The organism is Gemmatimonadota bacterium, assembly GCA_026702745.1.
GTDB lineage: Bacteria > JAAXHH01 > JAAXHH01 > JAAXHH01 > JAAXHH01 > JAAXHH01.
Window position 1 is genome coordinate 198,859 of record JAPPBT010000065.1, and the last position, 12,560, is coordinate 211,418.

Genomic DNA, 12,560 nt, shown 5'->3' on the forward strand with positions numbered 1-12,560 from the left:
CGCCTGGTGGGAAGGCGTGGATCAGGGCAACGGTAGCAAAAGAGGATTCCGGAGATCCCCGGAATCCTCTTGAAAACCAGTTAATTTTACCTCAGACCGACCACCATCTGGAAACATCCCCGGAACCTACATGCCTTCTCCCGAGGTGATCAGATCCATCTTCGTCTTCTGGTGTTCTTCGCCCTTGGTAAACAGCTCCATCTTCCTGGCCTCGTCCGTTTCAATACTGGCCAGTCCGGCGTAGGAATCGCCGAGAATATCGTGTGCTTCGATACTCTTCGGCTCCAACACCAGCAGCTTGTTCATGCTCTCGATAGCGCCATTGAACGCCGCCGAGGACGCTTCCACGTTTCCGCCATCCCGGTCGGACAATCCCTTGTTGTAGTAGTTGGTCCCCAGGTACCGCAGCAGATCCTGATCCTCGGGAATAGCGGCGGTTCCCTTCTCCAAAACTTCGATCGCCTTTTCCAGGTTATTCTTGGAGGAATGGATAGAACCGAGTTCCCGATACAGAGACTTTTCTTCCGGAAACGCTTCCATCGCCTGCTCATACGTGGTGATCACGTTGGCCGTGTCGGCGACATTGAAATAGGCGTCGCGCTTGATTAGGTAGGTGTTGAGATCGACCGCTTCCGACAGTTCGATGATCCTGTCGCAGGCAATGACCACCTTGTCCCAGACCTGGGTGTTGTAGTACACGTTGATCAGGCCGTCCCAGGCTTCGAATTTGTTCGGATCCGCTTCGGTAAGCTTCTCGAGGGCCATCCTGGAACCTTCATAATCTTTCGAGTTCAAGGCGGCGTAGCCCCAGTAAAGGTACCTCTGCTGTTTGGCGGGTTCCAATCCGTCCGCCTCCTCGGCCTCTTTCTTCTTGCCAATGGAGCGCAGTATATCCTGGAGCATCGAGGTCGCATTGACGGAGCGGCCATAGAATTGGGCGGCGTCCGCGTACTCCTCTTTCTCAAAGCTTTGCTGGCCGGTCTGATAGTTCGTGCGGATCATGGAGCCCAGCGTGTTTCTGAACTGTTCCTTGTCCTTCTTGTCCAGATCATCGAAGGTAACCGTTTCCCAGTTCTGGAACATCGTATCGAAATTCCCGCGGTAGTAATGTATGAGGCCGAGGAGGTAGTGGGCGTCGTTGTTGCCCGGGTCCTTCTCCAGGGCGGTCTCGAGCAGTGCCATGGCCTTGTCCCACTGAGGGGGCGTTTCGCGGATGTAGATCTTCGCGGAACGAAGCTCGATTTTCTGCGCGTCGGCGGCGACCGGTATCAACAGGGCGAAGCCGAGGGCAAACAATACGCAGATGGAAACCTTTCTTAAAAACATTACAGACTCCTTTCGACAGGTACGTCGATGACACCTATTCGCGGCCTGCCATGGGTTTGCATCTTCAAGATCATGTCCGATGGATCCGATGTAGACAGTCATCTAAAATAAAGTGATTTGTACCTGTCCGTCAAGGTGATTCAGGCGCGTCGCGCCGGTAACTTACCCGGTCGCCGACGATGGTCATGGTTATGCACCCTTCCAGCGTGCGGCCGGTGAAAGGCGAGTTTGAGGATCTTGATCTGAAGGACGCGGGATCCACGGTCCAGGTTCCATCCGGATCGAAGAGCAGGAGGTCGGCGGGACCGCCGGACGCCAGGCTGCCTCCTTCGACGCCGAGTATCCCCGCGGGGGATGCGGACAGGGCCTTTACCGCTTCGCCCAGGGTCAGCAGGCCCGGTCTGACCAGCTCCGTAAACACGACGGCCAGCATGGTTTCGAGACCCGTGGCGCCGGGCAGCGCTTCCTGAAACTCCGTGTACTTCTCGTCCACGGACCGCGGCGTGTGGCCCGAAGCGACGGCGTCGATCGTTCCGTCCGCCAGCCCATAGCGAAGTGCCTCCACGTCCGCTTTGCTCCGCAGAGGCGGATTCACTTTAAGATGGGTATCGTAGGCGTAGGTTGAAAGGGAGTCGTCGGTCAACACCAGGTGATGGGGACTGGCATCGGCGGTCACCCGTACGCCCCGCTGCTTCGCCGAACGAATGAGATCCACCGTCACGGCCGTACTGGCGTGGGTGACGTGGATCCGCCCGCCCGTCCATTCGGCCAGCATGAGGTCCCGGGCGACGACGGTTTCCTCCGCGATGGAGGGTATGCCCTTAAGGCCCAGCCGGGTGGCGTGGCTTCCCTCGTGCATGTGCCCGCCGGCAGAGAGCGACGGGTCTTCGCAGTGCACGAGGATGGGCAGGTCGAACATCCGGCTGTATTCGAGAGCCCGGCGCAGGATGGCCGGATTCCGGATGGACCGGCCGGCATCGGACAGCGCCACGGCGCCGGCCTCGGCCAGTTCGCCGGCTTCGGTCAGGCGTTCTCCCGCCCGTCCCGCGGTGACCGCGGCGATGGGATGGATCTTCGCCGCTGCGCCGGCCGCCCTTTCCCGCACAAATTCCACCATGGGTGCGTCGTCGATGACCGGGTCGGTGTCCGGCATGCACGCCACGGCGGTGACACCGCCTGCTGCTGCGGCGAGCGCGCCGCTTTCCAGGGTCTCCCGGTACTCGAATCCGGGTTCGCAGAGATGGGCGTGTAGATCGACCAGGCCCGGAAGGACGAACAGGCCGTCCGCATCGATGACCGCGGCGCCTTTCGCCTCGTCGTCCGCCGGCCGGTCGACGATCCTGCCGTCGCGCATCCAGAGGTCAGCCTGCTCGTCGCAGCCGGAAGCGGGGTCGACGATGCGTCCGTTGCGGACCACCGCAAGCCCGGCGACTCCGGCTGCGCCGCCGATGGTATCCGTTCGGTCAGGCCGCATCGCGCTCACCTCCGCCGTTGAGGAGATAGAGGACCGCCATGCGCACCGCGACGCCGTTGGTCACCTGGTCCAGGATGACCGATCTCCCACTGTCCGCCACGCGGCTGTCGAGTTCCACGCCGCGGTTGATGGGGCCGGGATGCATGACGATGGCTTCGGGCTTGGCGAGATCCAGCCGTTCGGGATCGATGCCGAAGAGCCGCGTGTACTCGCGCTGGGACGGGAAGAAGGCTTCCTGTTGCCGTTCAAGCTGTATCCGCAGGGCGTAGACTACGTCGGCGCCGCGAAGGGCGTCCTCCAGGTGGTAGCATACCTCCACGCCCATCTCCTCGATGTCGACGGGAATCAGCGTGGGCGGCCCGCATACGACCACGTCGGCGCCCATTTTCCGGAGTCCCCAGATATTGGAGCGCGCCACCCGGCTGTGGGCGATGTCTCCGATGAGCGCCACCTTCAGTCCTTCCAGCCGGCCCAGTGCGTCCCGCATGGTCAGGAGGTCCAGCAGGCCCTGCGTGGGATGTTCGTGTGCGCCGTCGCCCGCGTTGATGACGACCGCGCTCGACAGGCACTGCGACAGGAAGAGGGGCGCGCCGGCGCCGCCATGGCGGACCACCACGCAGTCCACCTGCATGGCTTCGATGTTCCGCGCCGTGTCGCTCAGGGATTCTCCCTTGGACACGCTGCTCCCGGTGGACGCGAAGTTAAGCGTATCTGCGGAAAGCTGCTTCTCTGCGAGTTCGAAGGACAGCCGCGTGCGGGTGCTCGATTCGAAGAAGAGGTTTACGACGTTCTTCCCACGGAGGGCAGGGACCTTGCGGATGGGCCGCCGGATCACTTCCTTGAAGGAATCCGCCGTATCCAGGATCAGTCCGATCTCCTCGCGGGAGTAGTCCTCGAGGCCGATCAGGTGTCGGTGACGCAGCGCGCGGAGCCGGTTCTTCGCCATCAGGCCACCTCCTCCACCGCGACGTTGTCGTCCCGATCCAGCTCATGGACGTGGACTACGACGGTCCGGCCGGGGCCCACTTCGATGGTCTCCCCGATGTAATCCGCCTGGATGGGCAGTTCCCGTCCTTCCCGGTCGATCAGGACGGCGAGCTCGATCCGCCTCGCCCGGCCGAAATCCTTAAGCTCGTCCAGCGCCGCGCGGATCGTGCGTCCCGTGTACAGGACGTCGTCTACCAGGATGACGGTGCGCCCCTCGATATCGAAGGGGATGTCGGTCGTGCGGACGACGGGGTAGTCCGCGCGGACCTGGAGGTCGTCGCGGTACAGGTTGATGTCCAGCACGCCCACGGGAACGGCCGTGTCTTCCGCTTCCCGTATGGCTTCGGCCAGCCGCCGCGCCAGCCAGTCGCCCCGCCGCTGGATACCCACGATGGCGATACCGGAAGCGTCCTGGTTGCGTTCCAGGATCTGGCGGGCGATGCGGGACAGCGCCCGGGCGATGCCTTCCCTGTCGAGGATCTGCTCGCTCATCCGGCCGCCCCCTCGCGCGGGCCTCTTGCCACGTCCTGTGCCGTTCCGGCCGCCCCCTCGCGCGGGGCGTCCGCCGCGTCCTGTGCCGTTCCGGCCGCCCCCTCGCGCGGCGTGCTCGACGCCGACCAGGCCGCCTTCAGCGTCTCCAGGCTCTTCCGGGCGATGTGCTCCGCGCCGAACGAATAGTCGAACACTTCCACCGAACCGTATCCGTCGTAGCCGGTTTCCCGGAGCGCCTGCAGGATTGGGACGAAATCGGTATCTCCGAACCCCGGTCCGTTGCCGGTGGCGTCGTTGAAGTGGATGTAGGCCGTGATGTCGCGATGCTGGTGAATGGCCGCCGCCACGTCCAGCCCCTGGCACAGGGTCGCCCGGACGTCGATGATCAGGCGGAATTGTGGATGGTCGATCTCGCGGACCATCCGCGCGGCTTCGTCCGGGGTGTTGATGAAATTGGTCTGGGCGCTGTCCAGCGGCTCGAGGCAGAGGGTGACCCCACACTCTTCCGCCGTGGGCAGGCATTCCAGGTACGCCTGGCGGGTCCGGTCCCAGGTCGCCTCGTAGGTCTGGTCCGGCAAGACATTGCGTTGCTTCGGCGAACCGGCCACCATGAACCGGCCGCCGATGTCTCCGCAGAACCGTATCAGGTCGCAGAGGTACAGACGGGTGCAGTACCGGATGCCGTCGTCGGGGTGGTTTAGGTAGAGGCCTTCCGGGCTGAGCAGGAGCCAGTGCAGCCCGGTGATTTCGATGCCGGATTCCGCCGCGTCGTCGCGAATCGCCTTCCGGGCGTCGGGACCGACCTCGTTCACCGACCGCGCCACCGTGAAAGGCGCGATCTCCACGCCGTCATATCCGATTTCCGCGGCGGTCTGGAAGATCCGCCGGAGGGGGACGTCCTGGAACATCTCGTTGCAGAAGGCGAACTTCATACGGGTTGTCCCGCCTCTTCCATCCTTTCCGTCATTTCCCGGCCGGTCGCGGCGTATTCGTTCTTGAGATCCTGCGGGAGGGTGCGCCAGACCAGGAAGCGCTTGCGCAGCACGCTCAGGAAGCGCCGGTTGATGCGCTGCCAGGACGCCACGTCGCCGCTCTCGCGGTGGATGTCCACCCATACGGCGTAGAGATCTCTTTCATTCTCCGCCGGCGCGGCGCTGAGCGAGACCTTCTGGCTGATGCCCAGGTCGTAGGGGGCGAGCCAGGTCATCATCGAGATATGGTACATGGGCTGGTCCGTTGCGCCTTCCACGGCCGTCAGCTGGACGTTCTCCGTAACGAAGGCGCCCAGGGAACCCTCCTCGTAGGATTCGAAGACCCGCGTGAGATAGGCGTACATGCCCAGCACCTCGACGCTGCCGATGGTGAAGGGGAAGTCGAAGCTCCAGTCGTCCCCGTCGGGCTCGGGGAACTTCCACTCCCGGCCCACGTCGGGCACGGCCATGTCCGCCGCCTTCTTGGCCGGATAGGCTGTGGACAGGAACACCGTGGCCATGACCACGACCACCGACCAGACGGCCGACAGTGAGGAATAGTTCAGCGACAGGCCGGCGAGGATGTCGTAGTTCGCCAGCACAAGGGTGATGGTCTGTCCCCCCAGGTAGCCCAGCACGGCGCCCACCGTGGCGAAGACCGAGGACTCGGCCAGGAACAGCGCCGCGATGTGACTCGGCGCCAGGCCTACCGAACTGTAGACGCCGATTTCACGGAAGCGCTCGTGGACCGCGCCCATCATGGTGTTCAGGACGATCATGGCGGCGACGAGGATGGGGATGAGGAAGTTTCCGAGGCCCCCGATGGAGGTGGAACCGATGGAACTGTAGACGTTGACGGTGCCGTCCTTCCCCACGAACATGGTCATGGCGACCCGGGACAGGAAGTCCTCGATATCGCGGTCGAAATCGGGGTTCAGCTGTCCGCTCTCGTCCAGGAAGTCCGTGATGGCGACCGAATACATCTTGCCGTCGAGATCCATGACGGTCTCGAACGGCAGGATCATGACGTTGTTGGATTCGAGATGGATGAAGGCCTCCGGCGGCGACTCGGCCTGCAGCCGGGGGTCCTCGCCGATACGCTGCGCGATCTTGCCCTTTTCCTGGACCAGGTCGACCGGCGTGAGCTTCTCGTCGTCCAGGTCCTTGAGCTGGTTGAACCGCCGGGAATCGATCACGCCGACGACCTGCAGCTTCATGCCGAACATGTCGATGTAGGCGGAACCGGCGTCCTCCGGTCTGATGCCCACCACCGCGGCCACGTCGTCGGGCAGGATGGCCGCGTCCCGTTCCCCGGGCTCGAACCACCTGCCGCCGAGGAGGTATTCGTCGAGGCGGGTCGCCCTCGGCTCGTCCGGGGTCAGGCCCAGTATGCTGTTCACGTAACTTTCATGGGACGACTGGGGCGACGAGAAGGAGAAGAACCCCTTTTCGCCCTTGACCTGGGACATGTACCAGGCCCGCGGGATCAGCGTGGCCTTGTCTTCGAACGTGCTCTTGAGATAGTCGTAGACGGAGGGCTGCAGTCCCTTCCAGTTGCGGTCCCGGACCAGCGTCCCCTCGTAGGTCGGTTCGTTGTACCGCTCCAGCTTGTAGTACCTTAAGGACGTGGTGATGGACGTGAAGGACAGCACGGTGAAGGTCAAAAGCGTAATGGTCGCCGCCGTTAAGGCCGTGCGGATCTTCCGCTTGCGCAGGTTGGATACCCCCAGCGACAGGGCGACGGCCGTTGCGCTCAACCGGCCGATGTCGGCCTCGTGCATGCCGGTCTGCGCCCGCTTGATCTTCTGGACTTCCTGGTTGAACTTGGACAGGACGATGATCAGCACGGTCGTCCCCAGCGCGAAGATGACGAAGGCCAGGAAGATCACGTAGGGCGACGTGCTGAGCTTGAAGGCGGGATGCACCTGCTGCAGCACGAGGAAGACCGCGATGAAAAAGGCGGCGAACCCGAAGATCCGCTTGTTGATCGTCGGAAAACCGAAGACCAGGCGCTCCATGAAGAAGGAAAAGGGGATGAGCAGGATGAAATAGAAGATCACGCCTTTGACCGTGTCGTCCGCCGTGGACTTGACTTCCGGGTAGCCACGCGCTTCGAGCCCCCACGCTTCCCGCGATTTCGAGATGAAGGCGTCGTATTCCCGGTTCGCCAGGTGCTCCTCCGCCTCCAGGAGGGTGACGCGCGCCTGTTCGTGCAGCTGCTCGATGCGCTGGTTCTCCACGCCGAAGCGCGCGAGTTGCTTTAGCCTTACGTCATCCACGACCCACATGTCCCGCGTGCCCTGGTAGGACGGGTTCACGATAAGGCCCATATCGACCGGGTAACCCTGGCCCTGGGCCTCTTCCAGCATTTCCAGGGTCACTTCCTGAGGTTCGACGGGGTCCTTCAGGAAGGTATCGGGCGCGTTGGTCAGCAGGTACTTGACGCCGAAGAGGCTGGTGCTCATGAGCAGCTTGACGTGCTGACCCGGCTTGGCGAAGACGACGGCCGCGGGCACAGTGCGACCCTCCGTGCCGCTTTGCTTTTCAATGTAGCTGTGGCCGTACCACTGAGGTTCGGCATCGTTCTGCGCCAGGACGGTCAACTGGTCCAGCGCCGTGAGGTAACGGGAGTCGATGATCTCGTACACGTCCAGGGCCTGGGCACGGAACACGATCTGCAGGGTGGTGTTTTCATTCGCGCCGCTGGCCGCGTCCAGGGGGAAGGTCTTGTCGCCTTCCTGGCCCAGGTCGGGCGCGTAGACGATCTCGCCGTCCTCGTCCAGTGCGTACGTCCGCAGCTTGATCGGACCCTTCTGCTGCTTCAGCGGACGGAATTCGAAGCGTCCCAGGGAATCGGCCTTGGTGATGAGGATACCGCGCACGCCCGTATTGGTCAGTCCCTTGTAATAGGTGACCAGCGCGCCGGGGATGGGCTTCTTGGGCACGAAGAAGTTGACGTCCCGGTCGAACTCGTAGACCGTGCCCGCCATGTCGTGGGCCGTATCCTGGATCTTGAGCTTGGTCTCTTCGAAGAGTTCGCCGTCGGTGGTTGCCCGGGCGAGCATGACCGCGAGCGACCGTGCCTGCTCGGTGATATTGGCGATATTGACCGATTCGAAGCGGTCGTGGGGCGTATCCACCAGGCCCCGCGTCCCGTTCGGCGTGACGAAGGACATGCCCTTCTTGCCCATGTAGGTGACGGCTTCGCTGTCCAGGCCGAGCTTGACGGGCATGAAGTCCTTCCAGGTCCGCTGCGGCGGCACGATGGCGTTGACGTACCGGGCCGAATCGGCGCCGGCGCCGAAGGCTTCCTGGATATAGCTCGCGAATTTCCGCGAATAGGGGGCGAAGATGTTCTTTATGTAGTGATTGGTCGCCCAGGCGCCGTTGTCGAAGGTGCCGAAGGCAAACGCTCCGACGCGGGAGTCGTGGCTGGAAAGATCGATGCCGAAGAACATGTCGAAATCGATCTGGTCCGCCTCGGGGATCCTCGACATGAAGTAACCGCTCGCCCGGCCGTGCCGGTACAGCCAGTTGTGCGCGCCTTCCAGGCCTATGAAGTGGGCGGAAGTGGCCAGGATGACCACGGAGTACTTCGGGTTGTAGCTTTTGACCGCCCGGGCGACCTCGAGCAGCGCGGCGACACCCGTGGCGCTTTCGGCACCGGGCGCGACGCCCGGGACCACCGACATGGCGTCGTAGAAGGACGAGATGACGATCGTGTAGTCTTTCCATTTCGTTCGGGTCTCGTCCCTGGCGTTCGGCATTTCCTCGTCGAGACCGGGAATCCACCCGAAGATGTTCTTCCCTTCCACTACCTCCCAGTCCATGCGAGCCTGGACGTTCACCTGGTTGGTACCCGATTCGGCCAGGGCCAGCAGGCCGGGCACGTGCGCCTCATCGACCCAGTAACGGGGCACGTTGAGCGGAAGCCCCATGAACTTGAGCTCCGCCTCGCTCCGGGTCACCCGCCCGTTGTCGAAGAAGATGATAGCGCTGGCGCCGAGCATCCGGGCATTGATGAAGCGGTCCTGTGAATCGAAGTCCATGAGCACGACGCTGCCCTGCATCTCATACCCGTTGAAGTCGCCGAATTCCCCCTTGCCGCCATAGACGATCGGACCGGAAAGGCCCTCGCCGGGTGTGGTGGGCGTCCGCACGTGATTGGGCCAGAGGGCATGGAGAGGGATCTCCTCACCCGTCTCCAGCACCGTCAGCTTCGAACCCTTGTCGATGGGCACCGTGACCGGGAACGTCTCGGTCCGGATGTTTTCCAGTCCGATTTCTTCGAACTGGGTCCTGACGTACTGGTAGGCCGAATCGGCGCCGGCGTAACCCACCACCCGGGAGAGATAGGAGGAAAGGGTACGCACCGTGTTTTCGACCGATTCCGTGCTGACCGACTCCAGGGCCTCCTCGAGGTCGCGGTCGTGGCCCAGGAAAGGCTGAACTTCCTGAGGTTCCGGCAGGGAGATCAGCTTCATCAGGATGTTTTCGGTGATATCCTCGGGATGGAAGATGGTGACCGAGGACAGCATCAGCACCGCGATGGTGATGCCTATGCCCGTTTTTACCTTCGACCACATGTGCGTTTATCCCTGATTAGCGGCCGCGCGTGCCTGCCACCGCGTTGGCCGGTCATCGCATGGGCCAGCCGCGCCACAGTCCTGGTGCCGCTGCCGCTGTCCGAATGCGGAACTGGTGGTTTCGTACGCTGGAAGCCGCGCTGAACCGCCGCCTCGGCGTCAATTGTTGCCGGGGAACTTGGGAGTGCCCGGAACTGCCGCGAGGCCCATCCTGTCGCATTTATTCCGAGCGTAGTGAGTTGCAGCATACTTGAACATAGCAATATAAAAAAGATGAAAGGCCGGTTCAAGCAAAAACCTGACGGCCCCCGGGGCCGCGCGCAACGTACGCATCACGGTACGGATCACGCGCGCACGTGTGACGCGCGCACGAACCGGCCACAAGGTTACTCAATGGTACGCGATGGTTACACGCTCATGGTTACACGCTCATGGTTACACGATGGTTATGCGCCGGATAAAACTAGGGTTGTGCCGTCTGACGGAGACCGGGTATATTGATTTGCGTACATATCCGGATCCTATTCCCCCTTCAAAACCTGTATCCTGTTTCGGCGCACCGAATCATGACATCCATTACGCGAATCGGTATACCGCGGTCCGGCATACTGCGATCGGCCGGCATATCCCGCCGCGCCGTCGTCCTGGGCCTGGCACTCGCCGTCCTGATCAACATCTGGGTGCCCTTCGGCTCCTTCATCCTGCAGTCCTCCCGCATGACGGTAGGGCACCTGCCGATCTCGGTCCTCATACCTTTCTTCTTCCTGCTCTTCATCGTCAACCCCGCCCTGCGTACGTGGCGGCCGACCTGGGTGCTGACCGGAAACGAACTGGCCCTGGTCTTCGTGATGATGTTCGTTTCCTCCCTCGTGCCGGGCAAGGTACTGGTCGCCTATCTGATGGGGGTCATCGCGACGCCGTACTATTTCGCGCGGCCCGAGAACCAGTGGGCGGTCACCTTTTTCGAGTACCTGCCCGACTGGCTGCTGGTGAGCGGCCAGGGCAATACGCTGGTGTGGTTCTACGAAGGGATCCCGGAGGGGGCAGGCGACGTCATCTGGGGACCCTGGTTACCGCCCCTCTTCTGGTGGCTGACCTTCTTCGTGATGCTCTTCTTCATGGGCGCCTGCATGTCCACCATCATGCGAAGGACGTGGGTAGCCCACGAGCGGCTGTCCTTTCCACTCGTCCGCATGGCCATCGACCTGATCCGCCACGACGACCGGACGGAACGGACTTTTCCGGGTTTCGCCTACGACCGCCTGTTCCAGGTGGGCTTCGGACTCACGCTGGCCCTGATGATCTGGAACATCGCCGCGTTCTGGGGGGCCATCTCGCCCATTCCCATCGGGGCGCTTTACCGAACCACGATGATACTGGTGGAAGGCACCGATGCCATCCGGGTCAGCGTCAACATATATGCCCTGTGCTTCGCCTTCCTGGCGCCGCTCGAGATTACCTTCAGCCTGTGGTTCTTCGCCCTGTGCGGCGTGCTGGAAGGCGGCCTGCTCGACCGCGTCGGACTCCAGTTTTCCGACAGCCCGGTAGGGGTGAACGCCGTGGTGAAGGCCCAGTTCTTCGGCGGGTTCATCGTCTTCGTATGCTGGCACCTGTGGACGGCCCGCGCGCAGATCGCCGACGTCTTTCGGCGGGCCCTGCGTGGCGGCGGGCAACCGCCCACGGAGTTGATGTCCTATCGCGTCGCCGTGCTCGGCCTGGCGGGCAGCGTAGTGTACCTGGTGGCCTGGCTGGTGGGTTCGGGGCTGTCCTGGCAGGTGGTGCCCGTGTTCCTGTTTTTCCTCTTCGTGCTGTACCTGGGCACGGCGCGGATCATCGCCCAGACGGGCCTGGCCTTCCTGGATCTTCCGGTCAACGCCCACCATTTCACCATCCTGACCATGGGATCGGGGAACATCGACCACCAGAGTCTCACCACCCTCGGCCTGGGATCCGCCTATGCCCGAAACTGGCGGGGCATGGGCATCGGTACCATCGCCCAGTCGGACAAGGTGATGTCCGACCTGCGGCAGGACAAGCGGGGGGTCCTCGCCCTCATGATCGCCACCTTCGTGATCAGCCTGCTTACCTCCGTGCTGTACACGGTCTACATCGGGAATACGACCGTAGGCGCGTACAACTTCGGTGAGCGCGACGCTTTCGGAGGCATCAACGAGTCTTACTACGACGACATCGTGCGCTGGATCCGGAACGCCAACCAGCTGCAGCCGCCCGAGTTCCTGTTCATGGCCCTCGGCGGCGTCATCATGCTCGTTATGACGGCCCTGACCTACCGGTTTCCCGGCTGGCCCCTGGCGCCGGTGGGTTTCACCGTGGCCTTTGCCGACGTGACCCGGCTCCTCATGTTCTCGCTGTTCCTGGCCTGGCTGATCAAGATGCTGCTGCTGCGGATCGGCGGGGTGACGTTCTACCGCCGGGCCCAGCCCTTTGCCTGGGGCGTGCTCGTGGGGTACACTACGGGGGTTTTTCTCGGGTTTATCGTGGACTGGATCTGGTTCCCGGGTCAGGGTCACGCCCTGCACGAATGGACGTAGTCCGGCGGGATCGTCACGGGGAAAGTCTCTGGGCGCGTGGCCCATGGGCGCGTGGCACCATGGGCGCGTAGCCGAACCGCGCAGGGCGAGTCGCGTAGGGCGAGTCGCGAGCGACGACGCGACCGCGACTACCATCTGCGTATACATTCAGCGTATTTACAATGGATCTACC

General features: G+C 62.8%; 7 protein-coding genes. 1 reads left to right on the top strand and 6 read right to left on the bottom strand.

Annotation, left to right across the window (positions count from 1 at the left end; genetic code table 11):
- Window positions 1-126: 126 nt before the first annotated feature.
- The 6 genes from OXH56_10935 to OXH56_10960 all read right to left on the bottom strand — a co-directional run bounded on the left by OXH56_10935 (window position 127) and on the right by OXH56_10960 (window position 9,836).
- Window positions 127-1,326: a tetratricopeptide repeat protein gene (locus OXH56_10935; GenBank protein MCY3555826.1), complete on the bottom strand. Its 1,200-nt coding sequence runs from the start codon at window positions 1,324-1,326 to the stop codon at window positions 127-129.
- Between the two features lie 130 nt (window positions 1,327-1,456).
- Complete coding sequence (locus OXH56_10940) at window positions 1,457-2,800, bottom strand: dihydroorotase (protein MCY3555827.1); 1,344 nt, start codon at window positions 2,798-2,800, stop codon at window positions 1,457-1,459.
- Complete coding sequence (locus OXH56_10945; GenBank protein MCY3555828.1) at window positions 2,790-3,746, bottom strand: aspartate carbamoyltransferase catalytic subunit; 957 nt, start codon at window positions 3,744-3,746, stop codon at window positions 2,790-2,792. The genes OXH56_10940 and OXH56_10945 overlap by 11 nt, the downstream gene beginning before the upstream one ends.
- Entirely contained in the window at window positions 3,746-4,279 is a 534-nt protein-coding gene (gene pyrR, locus OXH56_10950) for a bifunctional pyr operon transcriptional regulator/uracil phosphoribosyltransferase PyrR (protein ID MCY3555829.1), read from the bottom strand. Before pyrR ends, OXH56_10945 begins: the two co-directional genes overlap by 1 nt.
- Complete coding sequence (locus tag OXH56_10955) at window positions 4,276-5,211, bottom strand: sugar phosphate isomerase/epimerase (protein MCY3555830.1); 936 nt, start codon at window positions 5,209-5,211, stop codon at window positions 4,276-4,278. The genes pyrR and OXH56_10955 overlap by 4 nt, the downstream gene beginning before the upstream one ends.
- Window positions 5,208-9,836 (bottom strand): M28 family peptidase, encoded by a 4,629-nt coding sequence (locus OXH56_10960; protein MCY3555831.1) that lies wholly within the window; start codon window positions 9,834-9,836, stop codon window positions 5,208-5,210. The genes OXH56_10955 and OXH56_10960 overlap by 4 nt, the downstream gene beginning before the upstream one ends.
- A gap of 566 nt (window positions 9,837-10,402) precedes the next feature.
- Here OXH56_10960 and OXH56_10965 point away from each other — a divergent pair.
- On the top strand, window positions 10,403-12,388 hold the full coding sequence (locus OXH56_10965) for a hypothetical protein (GenBank protein MCY3555832.1): 1,986 nt from the start codon (window positions 10,403-10,405) through the stop codon (window positions 12,386-12,388).
- Window positions 12,389-12,560 lie beyond the last annotated feature (172 nt).